Origin of the sequence: Mycolicibacterium neworleansense, from assembly GCF_001245615.1 — a bacterium.
In the GTDB taxonomy this organism is placed as follows: domain Bacteria; phylum Actinomycetota; class Actinomycetes; order Mycobacteriales; family Mycobacteriaceae; genus Mycobacterium; species Mycobacterium neworleansense.
The window spans coordinates 975771-993440 of record NZ_CWKH01000002.1 but is presented as its reverse complement, the minus strand read 5'-3'; the positions used below and the strand labels follow the sequence as shown (position 1 = coordinate 993440).

Below are 17670 nucleotides of genomic sequence, written 5' to 3'. Positions count from 1 at the left end.
AGTCAATGCAGGTTCTGGTCGTCGACAACTATGACAGCTTCGTGTTCAACCTGGTCCAGTATCTGGGCCAGCTCGGGGTGGACGCGCAGGTGTGGCGCAACGACGACGAACGCCTGGGCACCGATGCCGACCTCGCGAAAGCGGCAGCCGACTTCGACGGTGTCCTGCTGAGCCCGGGCCCGGGTACCCCGGAACGGGCCGGAGCCACCATCCCGCTGGTGCACGCCTGTGCGGCGGCCGGCACTCCCCTACTCGGCGTCTGCCTCGGCCACCAGGCCATCGGGGTGGCATTCGGCGGAACCGTCGACCGTGCGCCGGAACTGCTGCACGGCAAGACCAGCGTCGTGCACCACGCCGATGCCGGGGTGCTCAAGGGTCTGCCGGACCCGTTCACCGCGACCCGCTACCACTCCCTGACAATCCTTCCCGAGACCGTGCCCGATGAACTCGAGGTGATCGGCCAGACCGACGGCGGCGTCATCATGGCGGTGCGTCATCGGCAGCTACCCATCCACGGGGTGCAGTTCCACCCGGAGTCGATCCTGACCGAAGGCGGACACCGCATGCTGGCCAACTGGCTCGGCGTATGCGGTGCCGCTCCCGAGGAACGTCTGGTGGCCGCCCTCGAAGCCGAGGTGGCCCGCGCCGTAGCGGCGGCTACGACGCGAAGCTCAGCGTGATCTTCGAGCCGAAGTTCACCCCGGTCCCCGGCGGCGGGCTCTGGGTGACCACCGCATTGGTGCGCTGACCGCTGTCCCGGACGTCCGGGCCCTTGTCCAGCACACCGGTCCAGCCCAGCGCGCTCAGGCGTTGGTAGGCCTCATCCCAGAACTGCCCGACCAGGTTGGGCATCACGAACTGGTTGCCCTTGGACACGTGGATCTGGATCGGTGTGTCCTTGGGGACCGAGGTTCCAGCGGGTGGTTCGGTACCGACGACCTGGCCCGCGGGTGCGGTGTTGTCGACGTCGATGACGACGGTGCTGGTGAAGCCCGACGCGGTCAGGATCTGCTTGCACACGTCGACGCCCTGGTTGGTGCAGGACGGAACCGCGGTGTTCTCCGGGCCCGAACCCACCACGAGGGTGACCTCGTAGATGATCCCCGCGGTCTGATTCGCCGGTGGGTTGGTCGCGAGCACGCGGCCCTTCTGCTCCGGTGTCGACGGGCTCGTGGTCTCCTTGACCTTCTCGAACTTGGCGTCCTTGAGCTTCTGTCTGGCCTGGGCCGGGGTCAGTCCGGCCACATCGGGAATCTGGGCCTGCTCGGGTCCGGTCGACACATTGACGGTGATCTCGTCGCCGGCGGCCGCCATGCTGTTGGCCGCCGGATCGGTGCCGATGACGTACTCCGGCCGGACCTGGTTGTCCGGCTGGGGTTCGGTGCGGGTCTTGAAGCCCCGGTTCTGCAGCGCGGCAACGGCATCCGCCGATCGCTGACCGCTGACATCGGGCACCTGCACATCGCGTGGCTTGCCGTCGAACATGTTGATCGCCACCGTCACCACCACGGTGAGTACCGCCAGGACCGCGACCGCGATCAACCAGCGGGCCACCGAGGCACTGCGGTCGGCCGGGCGGGGCACCACCAGGTTCTGGGTGGGTGCGGCGCCGCCCTGGGCCAGCATCGGCCCGGAGTTCATCATCGACGTCCGCTCGGCGTCGGTCAGCACCTTGGGGGCCTCGGGAGCCTCACCGCTGTGCACCCGAATCAGATCGCTGCGCATCTCGGCCGCGGTCTGGTACCGGTTGTCGGGGTTCTTGGCCAGGGCCTTGAGCACCACGGCGTCGAGCTCCGGGGAGATACCGGTGTGCCGGTGCGACGGCGGGACCGGATCCTCGCGGACATGCTGGTAGGCCACCGCGACCGGCGAATCACCGATGAAAGGTGGTTCGCCCGTGAGGATTTCGTAGAGCACACAGCCCAGCGAGTAGACGTCGGAGCGGGCATCGACGGTCTCACCGCGGGCCTGCTCGGGCGACAGATACTGCGCGGTGCCGATCACCGCGGCGGTCTGCGTGACACTGTTGCCGGTGTCGGCCAGCGCGCGCGCGATACCGAAGTCCATCACCTTCACAGCGTTGTTCTTGCTGATCATGATGTTGGCCGGCTTCACGTCGCGGTGCACGATGCCGTGCTGGTGGCTGAAGTTAAGCGCCTGGCAGGCGTCGGCGATGATCTCGATCGCCCGGCGCGGCGGGATCGGACCCTCGCCGTGCACGATGTCGCGCAGCGTCACACCGTCGACGTACTCCATGACGATGTAGGGCAGCGGACCGTTGGGTGTCTCGGCCTCGCCGGTGTCATACACCGCCACGATGGCAGGGTGGTTCAGCGCGGCCGCGTTCTGCGCCTCGCGGCGGAAGCGCAGGTAGAAGCTGGGGTCGCGGGCCAGGTCGGCGCGCAGGACCTTGACCGCGACATCACGGTGCAGCCGGGTGTCGCGTGCGATGTGGACTTCGGACATGCCACCGAAGCCGAGAATTTCACCGAGTTCATATCGGTCAGAGAGATGCTGAGGCGTCGTCATCGCAGTATCTGTTCCGGTGCCTTGGGGACAGCCTGGGCGTCAGCCCCGGTGTCTGCCGGCACGATCACGTGGAATGCCAGGTCCGGCAACGCTGCCGGGGTCTGGTAGGGCGTCGTCTCGGTCACCGTATCGGTGACGGTGGGCGGTGGTGACTGCTGCTGGTCCTTGCGATCCTGCGCGTTGAGAACGATCAGGATGGCGATCACGATCGCCAGCGCACCGAGCACGCCGGCGGCCCACAGCAGGGCTCGCTGGCCCGACGAGAACGTGCGCCGCGCGGGCTGCGCGGGCCGGTGGGCGGCCGTGACCGGCCGGGCCCGGGTGGCGGTCACCGGTGTGCGGCCGGACAGATCCGCCGCGGCGCGGGCCTGTGCGGCCGACGGCACCGCGGCCGGAGCGGCCCGGCCCAGTGTCGGAGCCTGGTTGGGACGCGGGGGACGACGGCCGGAGCGCACCGCGGCCACCGCGTCGGCGAACGGGCCGCCGGACTTGTAGCGCATCCCCGGGTTCTTCACCAGGGTGATCTCGATCAGCTCGCGGACATTGGGCGGCAGATCCGCGGGCAGCGGCGGCGGCGTCTCCTTGATGTGCTTCATCGCCACCGTCAGCGCACCCTCGCCGGTGAACGGACGCTTGCCCGAAACAGACTCGTACCCAACGACTCCCAGCGAGTACACGTCGCTGGCGGCGGTGGCGTCATGACCAAGGGCCTGCTCGGGTGCGATGTACTGGGCGGTGCCCATCACCATGCCGGTCTGGGTGACCGGGGCGGCGTCGACGGCCTTGGCGATACCGAAGTCGGTCAGCTTCACCTGGCCCGTGGGCGTGATCAGGATGTTGCCGGGCTTGACGTCGCGGTGGACCAGACCGGCGGTGTGGGCCACCTGCAGGGCCCGCCCGGTCTGCTCGAGCATGTCCAGGGCGTGGCGCAGCGACAACCGGCCGGTGCGCTTGAGCACAGAGTTCAACGGCTCGCCGTTGATCAACTCCATCACCAGATACGCCGTGCGGCCCTCACCGTCCAGCTCGGTCTCGCCATAGTCGTACACGCTGGCGATGCCCGGGTGGTTGAGCATCGCGACGGTGCGGGCCTCGGCCCGGAACCGCTCGACGAACTCCGCATCCTCGGAGAACTCGGCCTTGAGTACCTTGACCGCGACACGCCGGCCGAGCCGTGAGTCGACGGCCTCCCAGACCTGACCCATGCCGCCCGTGGCGATCAGTCGCTGCAGCCGGTACCGCCCGGACAGCGTGACTCCAACCCGGGGACTCATGAATCCTCCCGTAGCGCCGCCGCGATGGTGGCGCGTCCGATCGGGGCGGCGAGTGCGCCGCCGGTGGCCGACAACCGGTCCCCGCCGTCCTCGATCAACACCGAGACCGCGACCTTGGGGTCGGAGGCCGGTGCGAATGCGATGTACCAGGCATGCGGCGGAGTGTTACGGGGATCCGTCCCGTGCTCTGCCGTACCGGTCTTAGAAGCGATCTGCACGCCGGCGATGGCTCCCTTCTGCTGAGTCACCTGCTCGGCGGCGACCATCAAGTCCGTAAGTGTAGCTGCGACCTGGGGTGACACCGCCCGGCGCTCTTGGGCGGGCGCGGTGGTGGCGATCGTGGTCAGGTCGGGTCCTTTTAGGCTATCCACAAGATACGGGCGCATGGCGATGCCGTCATTAGCGATGGTCGCAGCCACCTGTGCGTTCTGCAGCGGCGTCAAGGCGACATCGCGCTGTCCGATGCTCGACATGCCCAGCGCCGCGCCGTCGGCGATGGGGCCGGTGGTGGATTCGGCGACCTGCAGCGGGATGGCCGGCGGCGCAGCGTCGAGGCCGAAGGCTTGTGCGGTGGCCTTGAGCTTGTCGGCCCCCGTCTTGAGCCCGAGCTCGACGAACGCGGTGTTGCACGATTTGGCGAACGCGTCGCGCAGGGAGGCGGTGGGCCCGGGCCCACAGGATGCCCCGCCGAAGTTCTCCAGCGTCGCGGTGCTGTCGGGCAGCGGGATCCGCGGCGCCGCGGTCAGCTGGGTGTCGGGGGTGCTGCCGGCCTGCAGGGCCGCTGCGGTGGTGATCACCTTGAACGTCGACCCCGGCGGGTAGGTCTCGGAGATGGCGCGGTTGAGCAACGGCGACTGTGCGTCGTCGCGCAGCTGCTGCCAGGCCTGGCCCTGGGCGTTCATATCGTGCGTGGCCAACTGGTTGGGGTCGTACGACGGTGACGACACCATGGCCAGGATCTTGCCGGTAGAGGGCTCCAGGGCCACCACAGAGCCCTTGCAGGGGCCGTCACAGCCGTCCTGCAACGCATCCCAGGCCGCCTGCTGCACCTGAGGCTTGATGGTGGTGTCGACATTCCCACCGCGCGGGTCGCGGCCGGTGAAGAAATCGGCCAGCCGGCGGCCGAACAACCGTTCGTCGGAGCCGTTGAGGATGGAATCCTCCGCCCGCTCGAGCCCGGTGCTGGAGTAGCCCAGCGAGTAGAACCCGGTGATGGGGGCGTAGACCTCAGGATTCGGGTAGGTGCGCAGGAAGCGGAACCGGCCGTCGGTGGCCACCGAATAGGCCAGCAGCTGCCCGCCCGCGGTGATCTGGCCGCGCTGGCGCGAGTACTCGTCGAGCAGCACCCGCTGATTGCGCGGGTCCGCGCGCAGGCCGTCGGCCGTGAACACCTGGGTGATGGTGGCATTGGCCAACAGCAGCACGATCAGCACCATGATCGTGACTGCCACCCGGCGCAGGGAGGTGTTCATACCTTCTCGATCACCTCGGTGTTGGCCGCGGCGATGGGAGTCGGGTTGGGCGCCGGGGTGGTGGTGATCGGGCGGCGTGCGGCATGCGAGATGCGCACCAGGATGGCCAGCAGGATGTAGTTGGCCAGCAGTGAGGAGCCGCCGTAGGACATCCACGGAGTCGTCAGGCCGGTCAACGGGATCAGTTTGGTGACGCCGCCGACCACGATGAACAGCTGGATCGCCAGTGTCGAGGCCAGCCCGGCCGCCAGAAGCTTGCCGAAGCTGTCGCGGACCGCGATCGCGGTGCGCATCCCGCGGATGATCAGGATCGTGTAGAGCATGAGAACGCCTGCCAGCCCGACCAATCCGAGTTCCTCGCCGATCGCGGCGATGATGAAATCGGTGGCGGCGGCGGGCACCGTCCCGGGCTGTCCGTTGCCCAGACCGGTGCCGAAGATGCCTCCGGTGGCGAAGCTGAACAGGGACTGCACCATCTGGTAGCCGGCGCCGTCAGGATCGGCGAACGGGTCGAGCCAGGTCTCCACCCGCACCCGGACATGGCCGAAAACCTGGTACGCCACAATGCTTCCCGCTGCGAACAGGGCAAGGCCGATCACTACCCAGCTCAGCCGCTCGGTGGCCACGTAGACCAGCACCAGGAACGACGCGTACAGCAGAAGTGAAGTGCCCAAGTCCTTTTCGAAAACCATCACACCCACCGAGGCGGCCCAGGCCAGTAGCAGGGGAGCCAGGTCGCGGGGCCGCGGCAGGTCGAGTCCGAGGAAATGCTTTCCCGCGCTGGTGAACAGGTCGCGCTTGGCCACCAGCACCGCCGCGAAGAAGATGAGCAGCAGGATCTTGGAGAACTCGGCGGGCTGAATCGAGAAGCCGGGGAACTGGATCCAGATCTTGGCGCCGTACTGCTCGGAGTACTTCGCCGGAAGCAATGCCGGGATGACAAGCAGCACAAGGCCGGTCAGCGCGCAGATGTACCCGTACCGGGCCAGCATGCGGTGGTCTGTCAGCAGCGCGACCACGACCGAGAATCCGATGACACCGACCAGCGTCCACATCATCTGCTGGTTGGCGGTGCCGCCGAGCCCGTCGGCGGTCAGCTCGCCCTTGGCCAGGTCGAGCCGGTGGATCATCACCAGGCCCAGCCCGTTGAGCAGTGCCACGACGGGCAGCAGCAGTGGGTCGGCATAGGGCGCGAACCGGCGCACGGCCACGTGCGCGGCCCCCATCAGGACCATGAACGTGATGACGTGGCGGGCCAGATCCCAGCTCAGGCCCTGTTCCTGGTTGGCCTCCACGATCAGCAGCGCCACCGTGGTGATGAAGGCGGCAAACCCCAGAAGCAGCAGTTCCGCGTTGCGCCGATTGGGTAGCGGCGGCATGACGGTAACCGGCGACTGAGGTTGAGTCGTCATGACACTGCTCGGCAGTTCGTCCCTGGTTCGGGTGGCGGGGGAGGCAGTGCGGTGACGGTCGGTGACGGCGAGGGCGACGGCGCAGCCGGGGCAGGCGTCGGGGCGCCGGGAACGGGTGTCTCGTGACGGGCTGGGCGCCGGGGCGGGCTTGGAGGTCGTCGTCGGCGGGGTGCGCGGCGCGCATACCGGCAGGACGGAGCTGCGGGCCAGATCGCTGATCTGGGTGAAGGCCTCGTCCTGGGTGCCGCCCGGCAGGCCGGCGGTCACCTGGGCCCGTTCGGAGGGACGCAGGTCGTTGACCGCCATCAGCCGGCAGTCGCGGTGCCCTTGCTCGTCGTCGGCGGCGATCAGCGACAGTTCGTTGCGGGCGTTGAGGCAGCCGAGACGAAAGGGCTCCTGCAGCGAGATGCCCAGAAACGAGCCCTGCACGCCGCGCATGATCGACACCGTGCCGTCGTGTTCGGCGACGTAGTAGTTGTTGCGGATGATCTCCCGGCCGATGGCGAGCCCGCCGACGAGCACCAGCACCAGGAGCACCGCGGCGATGACGAAGCGGCGGCGTGACCGCGGCTTGCGATCGGGTTCGGCCGGCTGGGGGACCACCCGTTTGGGTTCGTTGCGGCGAGGGTTGAACGCCGAGGCCCGTCCGGCGGCCGTGTCCGGTGGGGCGCTCTGGTCGTCGTCCCCGGATACCGCGCCGGCCAGGATCGGTTGGGTCTGCCCGTAGTCGTAGTCGACGACGTCGGCGACCACCACGGTCACGTTGTCCGGGCCGCCGCCGCGCAGCGCCAACTCGATCAGCCGGTCGGCGCTCTCGGCGACGTCCTCGATCTGCAGGGCCTCGTGGATGGTCTCGTGGCTGACCGGATCGGAAAGGCCGTCCGAGCACAGCAGATAGCGGTCGCCGGCCTTGGCCTCGCGCATGATCAAGGTCGGCTCGACCTCGTGCCCGGTCAGCGCCCGCATGATCAGCGAGCGCTGCGGATGGCTGTGGGCCTCCTCGGCGGTGATGCGCCCCTCGTCGACCAGCGTCTGGACGAACGTGTCGTCCTTGGTGATCTGGGTCAGCTCGCCGTCGCGCAGGAGGTAACCGCGCGAATCGCCGATGTGGACCAGGCCCAGCCGGTTGCCCGCGAACAGGATGGCGGTGAGCGTCGTGCCCATGCCCTCGAGCTCGGGGTCGGCCTCGACATGGGCCGCGATCGCGGAATTACCCTGGCCGACCGCGCTGTTGAGCTTGCCCAGCAGGTCGCCACCGGGTTCGTCGTCATCGAGATGGGCCAGCGCCGCGATCACCAACTGTGAGGCCACTTCGCCGGCGGCGTGGCCGCCCATGCCGTCGGCCAGCGCCAGCAGCCGCGCCCCGGCGTACACCGAGTCCTCATTGTTGGCGCGCACCAGCCCGCGATCGCTACGCGCGGCATATCGGAGAACGAGGGTCATAGTGTGTCTCGCGCTCCTCGCATGCGCGGTATCGAACCTGCTCCTCGCGTGCGCGTTGCCAGATCTGCTCCTCGCGTGCGCGGCGTCACGGACGCAACTCGATTACCGTCTTACCGATTCGAACCGGTGTTCCGATCGAAACTCTTACCGCTGTTGTCACCTTCGCCCTGTCAAGGTATGTGCCGTTGGTCGATCCTAGGTCCTCGACGTACCACTCCGAACCTCGTGGTGAGAGACGGGCGTGGCGCGTCGAAGCGTAATCATCGGTGAGCACAAGAGTGGAGTCGTCGGCACGGCCGATCAGCACCGGCTGGGCACCCAACGTGATGCGGGTTCCGGCCAGTGCGCCCTCGGTGACCACCAATTGCCGCGCGATGTGACGGCGGTCCCGGCTCGGCAGCAGGGAACCGCGCAGAGCCAACCCCCGGCGCACCATCACCGCGCCCGTGGGCGCGTAGATATCGGTCCGCAGGATGCGCAGCACCGACCAGATGAACAGCCACAGCAGCAGGAGGAATCCGACACGTGTCAGCTGCAGCACTAACCCCTGCATCTGACGTCCTCTCCGTATCCGCCCCACTGGTACCGCTCAGCTACCGTCGGCAACGTCACGATACTTGGACGGCGATCGCCGTGAGGGCGAAGCGGGGTGCTTGCCACTCAGGTGTGTCCGGTCTCAGACGCTCAGTGCACGCGCACGATGATCTCGGAATGGCCCAGCCGGATCACGTCGCCGTCGGCCAACTGCCACTCCTGCACCGGGGCGTTGTTCACGGTGGTGCCGTTGGTGGAGTTGAGGTCTGACAGCAACGCAACCTGGCCGTCCCACCGGATCTCCAGATGCCGGCGTGACACCCCGGTGTCGGGAAGACGGAACTGCGCGTCCTGTCCGCGGCCGATCACGTTGGCGCCTTCGCGCAACTGGTAGGTACGACCACTGCCGTCGTCGAGCTGGAGGGTGACCGCAGCGCCGCCGGCGGCATAATCGCCGCCGCCGTACCCGCCCTGCTGGCCGCCGTACCCGGGCTGGCCGCCCTGCGGTGCGCCGTACTCGCCGCCGCCGTAGCCGCCGCCCTGCTCGCCATAGCCCGGCTCCCCGTAGCCACCCTGCTCGGGGTAACCGCCCTGCTGGGGCTCGGCATAGCCGCGGCCATAGTCCTGCTGCTGGCCGTAGTCCTGACGTCCGTAGGGCTGGGCGCCGCCGCCGTAGCCACCCTGCTCGGGGTAGCCACCGCCCTGACGCTGGTCCTGACGTCCGTAGTCGTACTCGGCGCCGCCGTAACCGGGCTGCCCGCCCTGAGGAGGCTGGCCGTAGCCGCCGCCCGGCTGGCCGCCGTAGCCGCGGTCATAACCGCCGCCCTGCTGACCGCCGTAACCGGCGGGCGGACGCTGCTGCTCGTAGGACTGCGGAGGGTAGTTGCCCTGGTCGGGGTAGCCGCCTTGATCGGGGTATCCACCCTGGTCCGGGTAGCCGCCCTGGTCGGGGTACCCACCCCGGTCGCCGCCGTAGCCGCCGCGCTGCGGGGGGTAACCGCCCGGTTCCTGCGGAGGGTAGCCGCCCTGATCCGGCGGGTACTGGCCGCCGCGGGGGTCATCCTGCGGGTGTCCGTAGCGGTCGTCGTAATAGTCGTCGCCGGGCCGCCCTTGTCCCTGGCCGCCGCGGTAATTCGGGTTATCGGTCATAGGTGGTTCTCCTGATTCTGCGGTGAACGCATGGTCGCCTTGGGCTCGCGCGGATTCGCCAGCGGTCGAATCGGGGTTGACCGCGCCGTGCGCGCGGAACTGTCCGGTGTGCAGGTTCGGTGATTGCTCGAATCTAACGACAACATCACCATACGTTTGCCACCCCTGATCACGGATGAATCCCCCCAGATGCTTGGCGAACGCGGTCGAGGTCAGGTCAGTATCGGCGCTTACCTTCTTATAGTCAGTGCCACTGAGCGTAATTACGTAGTCGTTCGGTGCCAAAACTTGTCCACCGGCCACCGTACGGGCTCGGGTTTCGGCTTCCCGGCACAACGCCGTCTCTACTTCTCGGGGCACTATCGAGCCGCCGAAGACCCGGGCGAACGCATCGCCGACGGTCGACTCGAGTTTGCGTTCGATGCGGTCGACCAGACCCATGTCACCGCCCGCCTTTTCTCGTTGTCGCTCGCCGCCTCGGCACGGTCACCCGTGCTCCCGCGTGTCGCTCTGGCCACACTGCTCACAAGCATGGTATCGGCCTGGTGCCCAAATGCGGGACCAACAGAACTCTGAGAATCCGATCGATGCAGGTCAGTGACCTGATCTAGATGAGCTTAAGGGTTTTCTGACAATCTGACGGCCGGTAGATCGGCCCGCTGATCGGCCGGTTTGGGAACGGCGCGCTCGCAGTGTTACGCTGCCTCGGTCATTCGGGCGAGTGGCGGAATGGCAGACGCGCTGGCTTCAGGTGCCAGTGTCCTTCGGGACGTGGGGGTTCAAGTCCCCCTTCGCCCACAGAGAGCGGTTCACACGAACTGCGACGAAGGCCGCGGACTCAACAGAGTTCGCGGCCTTCGTGTTTGGCGGGACGCTGCTACTTGCGCTTCAGCAGTTGCAGTAGATAGTCGCCGTACCCGGATTTGGGCAGTTCCTTGGCACGGGCGGCCAGTTGATTGTCATTGATATAGCCGGACCGCCACGCGATCTCCTCGGGCACCCCGATTTTCAATCCTTGGCGGCGTTCGATGGTGCGCACGAAATCGCTGGCGTCCAGAAGGGAGTCGAAGGTGCCGGTGTCCAGCCAGGCCGTCCCGCGGGCCAGCACCTCGACCGAGAGCCGGCCCTGGTCGAGATAGGTCTGGTTGATCTCGGTGATCTCATATTCACCGCGGGCCGATTTCCGCAGCGACCGGGCTATCTCTATGACGTCGTTGTCATAGAAGTACAGCCCCGGCACCGCGTACTGGGACTTGGGCACGGCCGGCTTTTCCTCGAGTGACAAGGCGGTGCCGTCCGCGTTGAACTCGACCACGCCGTAGGCCGCCGGGTTCGCCACCCAGTAAGCGAAAATGGCTCCGCCGCTGACGTTTTGAAACCGGCGCAGGCTCGTCCCCAGACCTGGGCCGTAGAAAACGTTGTCGCCCAACACGAGTGCCACCGAACCGGTGCCGATGTGCTCGGCGCCGATCATGAACGCCTGGGCCAGCCCCTCGGGCTGCTGTTGGGTGGCGTAGCTCAGGTTCACCCCGAATGCCGAGCCGTCACCGAGCAGGCGCCGGAAGGCCGGGCCGTCGGTGGGCGTGGTGATCACCAGGATATCGCGGATACCGGCCATGATCAGGGTGGACAGCGGGTAGTAGACGAGCGGTTTGTCGTACACCGGCAGCAGTTGCTTGCTGACACCCATGGTGATCGGATGCAGCCGGGTGCCGGACCCGCCGGCCAGGAGAATTCCGCGCATGACGCCCGCCACCATATCGCGACCGTATCGGCGGCCTCGTTGAAATGATCCGGCTCAACCCAGCAGGTAGGACGTCATCGACAACGACCCGTAGGTGTAGCCGGTGACCAACGTGTCGACGGAGCGAGCGGACTGGGGTGCGGCCGCGGCCAGCCCGGCGAAGTACAGCATCGGGATGAAGTGGTCCGGGGTGGGTACCGCGGCCGCATGGTCGGGATGTGCGGCCAGGTTGAGGACGTCGGCGGGGGAGTGGGTGAGTTGTTCGCGGGCGGCGTCGTCGAACCGCCTGGCCCAGGCGAAGCCGTCCTCTGGCCGGGTGGGGTCCATGCCGGCGAGGTTGTGCACGATGTTGCCGCTGCCCACCACCAGCACGCCGCGCTCACGCAACGGTGCCAGCTTGGCCCCGAGCCGCAGGTGATACTCGGCCGGTTCGTTGGCGTTGATCGCCAGTTGCACAACGGGTATGGACGCGTCGGGAAAGGCGTGCACCAGCACCGACCAGGTGCCGTGATCGATACCCCAGCTGTCCATGTCGGCGCCCACCCAGGTCGGATGCACCACGTCGCTGACCTCCTCGGCCAGCTCCGGCAGCCCCGGTGCCGGGTACTGGACGTCGAACAGCTCGCGGGGGAATCCGTAGAAGTCGTGGATGGTGCGCGGGCGCGGCATCGCGGTGACCGCGGTGGCGTTGATGTACCAGTGCGCGCTGATCACCAGGATCGCGCGGGGCCGCGGCACGGTCTGCCCGAAACTGCGCCAGGCCGAGGTGAAGCGGTTGGATTCGAGGGCGTTCATCGGGCTGCCGTGGCCGATGAACGCCGCGGGCATCAGGGCGGGGGCGGTACCCATGAAGCCAGCCTAGGGTGCCGGGTTGTCCCAATGGTCGATGCAGACCAGCTCGTTGACGGGTCGCCGGCGCACCGGGCCGTGAGATCCGCGCGGCCAGCCCACCACCACGTGACCGGCCAGCATCCAGTCGTCGGGCACCCCGACGGCCTCACGCAGCAGTTGTTCCCCACCGTAGGAGGCCCAGCTGGTCAGGCAGGCCCCCAGCCCCTGGGCCCGGGCCGCGAGCAGGAAGTTCTGCATGGCGGGGAAGATCGATCCGCCGAGCAGCAGTTCCGAGGCGGTGGTAAAGCGTTGCTGGGTGAACAGCACCGAGGTGAACTCGCCTGCCCGGTCGTGCAATTCGTAGATGGCGCGGTTGGTCCTGGCCCGTCGGCTGGTGTCGTCTTGGGCGGGACGTGTCATGCCGTAGACGGGTTCGATGACCGCGAGCGCCTGGGCCGCGGCCTTGGCGACGACGGCGCGTTGCTCGGCCGAGCGCAGTACGACGAACCGCCAGGCCTGCGCGTTCGCCCCAGACGGCGCCCAGACCGCGGCCTGCAGACAGCGGGTCAGCGTCGCGTCGTCGACCGGTGCGTCGGTGAACCGCCGGATCGTCCGCGATGTCGACATCACTTCCCACAGGTTGTCCGTGGCGGATCCGGTCGAAGACATATCCCTCCCTCACATCGCGATCCATCCGAATGTGCCGAACATATGTGGCGGTGCACAACCCCGTCCTTCTCACCGGCCCACCATGTCGCGGTGACCACGTCGCCGCTGCGGTAGCGTTTCTGGGTGTGCAGGCCAATGCCGGTCTGCCACCTCAGGAGTTCGCGCTGTTCGAGCTGCCGGAGTACGTGACGCCCAGCGGTCACGTCCGGCGGGGATTTGGTGTTCTGATGCCCGATCTGTATCCCGTCGACGATCCCGACGACGCGGATCCCCGGCTGGCGCCGTTGCTGGCCTGGCGTCAGCAATTGGTCGACTCCGGCGCGGTCGCGGCGCGCAGTTTCAAAGAGGCGCACCTGCGTCTCGTACTCCGGTCCGGGCGCACCGACGTCGAGCAGATCCGCGAGATGCTGCCCGGGTCGGTGGCCGAGCATGCCGACGAGATGGCCCGGGTGCTCGCCGAGCTCGAAACCGGAGCCGCGGCCAGTACGACCGAGACGGCGGTGCCCACCGCCGGTTCCGTGCACACCATCTCCTTCCGCCACGATGAGTCGCGCCCCGAGGTCGTGGACCTGAGCTGGCCGGACTATCAGGCCAACGGGGGAGTGGTGCTGTACCGGGTGGTCAGCGCCGAGGATCGGGAACCCAAGTCCCCGGAGAACGCCGACCTCGTCGCGGCGACACCGTTGTCGGCCGCGAGCGATGACCGGCCGCTGACCGGTCCGGTGCGCTACTACCAGGTGTGGGTCATCACCGGTACATCCCGCGCGGATGCCCTGAGCACCAGGCCGGTGCTGCACGCCGGCGGGGTGTTGGTGGCCCCGCTCGTCGACGTGTCCGTCCGGGAGGACAACGGTCTGGTCATCGGGAAGTGGACGGCGCCACCGGCAGCGAGTTCGGTGCACGTGTACCGCATCCCGCTGGACGACGCCGAGGAAAGCGAGATCGACGAGTCGCGTTATCGGATCCTGGCCGACGGTGAGCACCGGACCGGTTTCGTCGATTCCGGGGCGGCCCGGGGTACGCGCTACCGCTACCGGGTGCGCTGCGCCGTCGAGGTCGACGGGGTCGTGCGGCTCTCGGAGCCCGCCGACGCCGACATCGAGGTCTCCGCGGTGCTCGCCGCGGTCACCGACATCTCGGTCGACACCGGTTTCGACGGTGAGACCTTCGACGTGTCATGGGCCGCTCCGGGCGCGGAGGTGGCCGTGTATCTGAGCCAGACCGGCCCGAGCGCCGGCGGCGTGTCCACCGAGCTCCCCGAGAACGCGCTCGAGCAGGTGGGGCTGACCCCGGACCTGCGGCTGCGTCAGCCCGTCATCGATCAGGCCCAACCCGACGGCACCCACCGCACCCTGATGGCGGGGGTGCCCTGGCCGCAGGGCTGGAGCCGGGCCTATGTGACGCCGGTGACGATCGTGGCCGGGCGGGCCGTTCTGGGCCGCACCGTGTCGGCGGTGCGCACCGGCACGATCCGCGACATCGAACTCGCCGAGTACTGCAACAAGCAGGTGCTGACGTTCGAATGGCCGGCCGGTGCAGCAGGTGTGGTGGTGACCTTGGCGGCCAAGGGCCATGACCCCCGGGCCGGTTTGACCGGCCGGTCCTTCGAGATCTCCCTCGAGGACTACGAGAAGTACGGCGGCATGCACCTGACGGGCGCCCTACCGGTGGGGGGCTGCTCACTTCACCTGGCGCCGGTGGCGTTCTCCGGCGGACGACGCGTGACCGGGCCGGTGGCCAGCATCGAGTACCCGGGCATGCTGCGCTTGCAGTACGCGGTGCGAATCGGACGTGACCCCAATGGTTTTCCCACCACGGCCACCGTCGCCGTGCGTTCGGAGTACGACGTGCCGGGGTCGCCTTCGTTCGTGTTGGTCAACAACCCGCAGCGGATTCCGTTGAGCGTGCACGACGGTCAACCGGTCGATGTGGCGCCGCTGGACGCGCAGGGCCAGTTGGCGGACCAGCCGTCCAAGGAGTTGCGGTGGACGGCGCTGACCGCGTCGGGCAGCGGCGAGTTGTGGGCCGCCAACGTCAGCGGGCTGCACGGCTGGATCCGGTTGTTCCTCAACATCCCCGACCCCGCGCAGCTGCGAACCGTTGCCCTGCTGGACCCGCCGGTGCCGACCCTGCAGCTCACCACGACGGTGCTATGACGTCGCGCTACGGCCAGCTCGCCTACACATCGTTCGATGCCGTCGGGAGTACCGGCGGCTGGCAGGTCAAGGAAACCAGCGGCGGTCTGACACCCGAGGAGACGCAGGCGTTGATGGCCGGGGTCCGCACGGTGTTCCGGCCGGTCGGGCAGATGCCCGATTTCCCCACTCCCGAGCAGCTCGAGCAGGGTCCCCGCCGGCTGGCCTACCGCCATCTCGGTGACGGCGCCGGGTACTGGCACACCTTTCCGGCCGGGTCGGACAGCACGGGCCGGCCGGGCAACGTCTTCGCCCACGTGTTGTTGGACCGTGCCCCCCACACCCACCCGCGCTGCCGGGCCATCCAACGGTGGCGGTCGCCGCACTGGCTGCAGCCCTACGGCGCCGCCGCGGTGGCCCGCGCCGTGCTCCCCGGGGCGCTGCCGGAGGTGGGCAGCGCGGTGACCAAGGACAGCGTGGTGGCGTTTGCACTGGACACCACCACCTGGCGGTTGGCGACGTTGTTCGCGCTCATGGATGCGGTGGCCGCGGCGCTGGCCGGCGGGCCGCCGGTGGTGCTGGGTGTGCAGTCTCCGGATGCGGCCGCGCAGTGGATCGGTCTGCTGAGCTTCCTGATGTCGCCCGGCACCGCGGCGGAGTTGAGCTTTTCCACCTTTGACCGCGCCGAGCAGGTCACCCCGCACAGTGGCCAGTTGCTCAGCGCGGTGCCGATCGAGGACCTCGCCGCGGTCGAACCGGGAATGGCGGTTATCAGCGAAGCCGAGACCGTATCGCTGGGCGAGCTCGGCGGCGATCCGCACCGCACCGCGGGCGGACACCGGATCGAGGTGACTCGGTGGTCGGTGATGGCGCAGGTGGTCCTGCTCGACGTGGCCTCCGCACGGCGCGTACTCGATGACATCGACACGCTGTCCACGCAGGTGCGCGACGACAGGCTGCACCCGGCGTGGCCGATGGCCATGGCGGTGGCCGGGCGCCCGGAATTCGCCGACGCGCAGGTCGAGGCCCACGAGGTGATCGCCGCGCATTCCCCGTCCGGGGCGCTGGTCGGGTCCGAGGCCGCGCACACCATCGCCGACGTGTTCTCGGCCGTGGTCGGCACCACCACGGCCGATGCCTGGCGGGCGGTGCACGAGTTGCCGGATGGGGCCGGCGCGGCCTTCGCCGATGCCACGTACTTCGCGCGGGCGATCGCTGATGACGTGTGGCTGTCCCAGACCGGTCCAATCCCGTTGGGGCCGAGAATGTTTCACGGGAAACCAATACCTTCGTCGTTGCGGAAGGCGATCGGGCCCGCCCTGGAGCGTAGTCAGGTCCAGGGCCCGGATCGGTTGCTGCGCGTCGTCGACCTGCTGTTGCGGGCCGGGGTGGCCGACGACCGGCTGCAGGCGGCGCTGACCGACGGTGTGCTCCCCGGTCTGGCCGACCCTCGGGTGCGCGGGCTGATCGGTGCCGCCGACCGGCTGTCCCTGGGGACGCTGTTGCTGCGCGACGGTGACGCGGAGGGCAGCACCGTCGGCGACGACGTGCTGGACTGGCTGGCCGAGGCCGCCCGGGTGCCCGAACCGGCCGAACTCGCGGCCGCCCAGCCGTGGGATCCGGTGTGGACCCGCGCCGCGTTGCGTGGTCTGCGATCGCGCCGCCGCGGCCCGGCACTGCCGGGCGATCTCGGTGCGCAGCTGTGGTGGCTGCGGATGACCGATCCGGAGCATTTCGCGGCCGCGGCCGCCGCGGCCGTCTGGAATCCGTCGGATCTGCTGATGGCCATCGGCACCGAGCCGCTGCCCCGGATGGCCGCGCTGCGCACCCTGGTGGGCGCCGCCGACTCCGAGTCGCTGCAGCAGTTGGCGGGCAAGGTGATCGACGACAACGGCGACAACGTAGCGGTGGCGTGTGCGGCCGTGCGGCACATCGAACCGGGGGACTGGCTGAATCAGCGCTATCTGCACACCCACCAGAGCTCGTATGTGCCGCTGTGGGACCAGGTGCTGACCGGGCTGGAACCAGGCTCGGTGCACCCGGACTTCACCGCTCGGCTCCTGGCGTTTGCGCTGTTGGGCGTGCTGACGGGGCAGCCGTACCCGCGGGCCTGCAACGCCTTGGCCGGCGAAAAAGGTTGCGGCACACAGGCGGTGGCCCGCGTGCTACCGCTGGTCGACGGCGGCCAATTGGCGCCGGTGACAGTCGTGGCGGTCAGCCTGCTCCGGGCCGCGGCGACCGAGTCCGGTGGCCACGTCCTCGACCCCGTGGACCGGCTCGCAGGCGTGCTGGCCGGGCAGGTGGCCGCGGGCATGGGCAGCGCCGACGCGGAATCCGTGGTGGTGTTGATGGCGCAGTTGTCGGGTGACTCCTCCGAGGGGGCGATGCGCGGATACCGCAAAATGGTGAACAGGCTGCTGACGCGGCGGGGTGACAATCCGTCGCTGGCGGAGCGACTGAGGGGGAGCCGGGGCTGAC

At 68.6% G+C, this 17670-nt stretch carries 12 protein-coding genes, 1 tRNA gene and 1 pseudogene; 4 read left to right on the top strand and 10 right to left on the bottom strand.

Features of this window, described 5'->3' with window-relative positions; translation table 11 throughout:
• The first annotated feature begins 5 nt into the window (after window positions 1-5).
• Window positions 6-680 carry an aminodeoxychorismate/anthranilate synthase component II gene (locus BN2156_RS20335; RefSeq protein ID WP_090516755.1) on the top strand — a complete coding sequence of 225 codons (675 nt, stop codon included), beginning with the start codon at window positions 6-8 and terminating at the stop codon, window positions 678-680.
• Here BN2156_RS20335 and pknB read toward each other — a convergent pair.
• The 7 genes and pseudogenes from pknB to BN2156_RS20300 all read right to left on the bottom strand — a co-directional run bounded on the left by pknB (window position 658) and on the right by BN2156_RS20300 (window position 10254).
• Window positions 658-2529: a Stk1 family PASTA domain-containing Ser/Thr kinase gene (gene pknB / locus BN2156_RS20330; protein WP_090516754.1), complete on the bottom strand. Its 1872-nt coding sequence runs from the start codon at window positions 2527-2529 to the stop codon at window positions 658-660. The genes BN2156_RS20335 and pknB overlap by 23 nt on opposite strands.
• The gene (locus BN2156_RS20325; RefSeq protein WP_090516753.1) at window positions 2526-3803 is read right to left on the bottom strand and encodes a protein kinase domain-containing protein; all 1278 of its coding nucleotides are present in this window, start codon (window positions 3801-3803) and stop codon (window positions 2526-2528) included. Before BN2156_RS20325 ends, pknB begins: the two co-directional genes overlap by 4 nt.
• Window positions 3800-5275: a D,D-transpeptidase PbpA gene (pbpA, locus tag BN2156_RS20320; protein ID WP_090516752.1), complete on the bottom strand. Its 1476-nt coding sequence runs from the start codon at window positions 5273-5275 to the stop codon at window positions 3800-3802. The genes BN2156_RS20325 and pbpA overlap by 4 nt, the downstream gene beginning before the upstream one ends.
• Window positions 5272-6687, bottom strand: a complete 1416-nt coding sequence (locus tag BN2156_RS20315) for a peptidoglycan glycosyltransferase RodA (protein WP_090516751.1) — start codon at window positions 6685-6687, stop codon at window positions 5272-5274. The genes pbpA and BN2156_RS20315 overlap by 4 nt, the downstream gene beginning before the upstream one ends.
• Window positions 6684-8130: pseudogene (locus tag BN2156_RS20310) on the bottom strand (PP2C family protein-serine/threonine phosphatase). Before BN2156_RS20310 ends, BN2156_RS20315 begins: the two are co-directional and overlap by 4 nt.
• Before the next feature lie 85 nt (window positions 8131-8215).
• The gene (locus BN2156_RS20305) at window positions 8216-8683 is read right to left on the bottom strand and encodes an FHA domain-containing protein FhaB/FipA (RefSeq protein WP_029110475.1); all 468 of its coding nucleotides are present in this window, start codon (window positions 8681-8683) and stop codon (window positions 8216-8218) included.
• Between the two features lie 131 nt (window positions 8684-8814).
• Window positions 8815-10254 carry an FHA domain-containing protein gene (locus tag BN2156_RS20300; protein WP_090516750.1) on the bottom strand — a complete coding sequence of 480 codons (1440 nt, stop codon included), beginning with the start codon at window positions 10252-10254 and terminating at the stop codon, window positions 8815-8817.
• Window positions 10255-10528: 274 nt separating this feature from the next.
• Here BN2156_RS20300 and BN2156_RS20295 point away from each other — a divergent pair.
• Window positions 10529-10611 (top strand) — tRNA-Leu (locus BN2156_RS20295).
• A 79-nt stretch (window positions 10612-10690) separates the two neighbouring features.
• On the opposite strand, the gene rfbA is transcribed toward BN2156_RS20295, so the two are convergent.
• From rfbA to BN2156_RS20280, 3 genes are read right to left on the bottom strand one after another with little or no spacing between them, the layout of a single operon-like run.
• Window positions 10691-11557 (bottom strand): glucose-1-phosphate thymidylyltransferase RfbA, encoded by an 867-nt coding sequence (gene rfbA, locus BN2156_RS20290; protein WP_090517516.1) that lies wholly within the window; start codon window positions 11555-11557, stop codon window positions 10691-10693.
• Between the two features lie 54 nt (window positions 11558-11611).
• On the bottom strand, window positions 11612-12385 hold the full coding sequence (gene ygiD, locus BN2156_RS20285) for a 4,5-DOPA-extradiol-dioxygenase (protein ID WP_090517515.1): 774 nt from the start codon (window positions 12383-12385) through the stop codon (window positions 11612-11614).
• A 30-nt stretch (window positions 12386-12415) separates the two neighbouring features.
• Window positions 12416-13057, bottom strand: a complete 642-nt coding sequence (locus tag BN2156_RS20280; RefSeq protein ID WP_090516749.1) for a nitroreductase family protein — start codon at window positions 13055-13057, stop codon at window positions 12416-12418.
• 227 nt (window positions 13058-13284) lie between these two features.
• On the opposite strand from BN2156_RS20280, the gene BN2156_RS20275 reads away from it, so the two are divergent.
• Both BN2156_RS20275 and BN2156_RS20270 read left to right on the top strand, forming a co-directional pair.
• Window positions 13285-15213 carry a SaeA-related protein gene (locus BN2156_RS20275; protein WP_090517514.1) on the top strand — a complete coding sequence of 643 codons (1929 nt, stop codon included), beginning with the start codon at window positions 13285-13287 and terminating at the stop codon, window positions 15211-15213.
• On the top strand, window positions 15210-17669 hold the full coding sequence (locus BN2156_RS20270) for a GAP1-N2 domain-containing protein (protein WP_090516748.1): 2460 nt from the start codon (window positions 15210-15212) through the stop codon (window positions 17667-17669). Before BN2156_RS20275 ends, BN2156_RS20270 begins: the two co-directional genes overlap by 4 nt.
• Window position 17670 lies beyond the last annotated feature (1 nt).

What these genes read in the sequence shown, in the direction of transcription:
- BN2156_RS20335 (WP_090516755.1), top strand. Translation starts at nt 6, where the DNA reads ATGCAGGTTCTGGTCGTCGACAACTATGACAGCTTCGTGTTCAACCTG.
- pknB (WP_090516754.1), bottom strand. Translation starts at nt 2,529, where the DNA reads ATGACGACGCCTCAGCATCTCTCTGACCGATATGAACTCGGTGAAATT.
- BN2156_RS20325 (WP_090516753.1), bottom strand. Translation starts at nt 3,803, where the DNA reads ATGAGTCCCCGGGTTGGAGTCACGCTGTCCGGGCGGTACCGGCTGCAG.
- pbpA (WP_090516752.1), bottom strand. Translation starts at nt 5,275, where the DNA reads ATGAACACCTCCCTGCGCCGGGTGGCAGTCACGATCATGGTGCTGATC.
- BN2156_RS20315 (WP_090516751.1), bottom strand. Translation starts at nt 6,687, where the DNA reads ATGACGACTCAACCTCAGTCGCCGGTTACCGTCATGCCGCCGCTACCC.
- BN2156_RS20305 (WP_029110475.1), bottom strand. Translation starts at nt 8,683, where the DNA reads ATGCAGGGGTTAGTGCTGCAGCTGACACGTGTCGGATTCCTCCTGCTG.
- BN2156_RS20300 (WP_090516750.1), bottom strand. Translation starts at nt 10,254, where the DNA reads ATGGGTCTGGTCGACCGCATCGAACGCAAACTCGAGTCGACCGTCGGC.
- rfbA (WP_090517516.1), bottom strand. Translation starts at nt 11,557, where the DNA reads ATGCGCGGAATTCTCCTGGCCGGCGGGTCCGGCACCCGGCTGCATCCG.
- ygiD (WP_090517515.1), bottom strand. Translation starts at nt 12,385, where the DNA reads ATGCCCGCGGCGTTCATCGGCCACGGCAGCCCGATGAACGCCCTCGAA.
- BN2156_RS20280 (WP_090516749.1), bottom strand. Translation starts at nt 13,057, where the DNA reads ATGTCTTCGACCGGATCCGCCACGGACAACCTGTGGGAAGTGATGTCG.
- BN2156_RS20275 (WP_090517514.1), top strand. Translation starts at nt 13,285, where the DNA reads ATGCCCGATCTGTATCCCGTCGACGATCCCGACGACGCGGATCCCCGG.
- BN2156_RS20270 (WP_090516748.1), top strand. Translation starts at nt 15,210, where the DNA reads ATGACGTCGCGCTACGGCCAGCTCGCCTACACATCGTTCGATGCCGTC.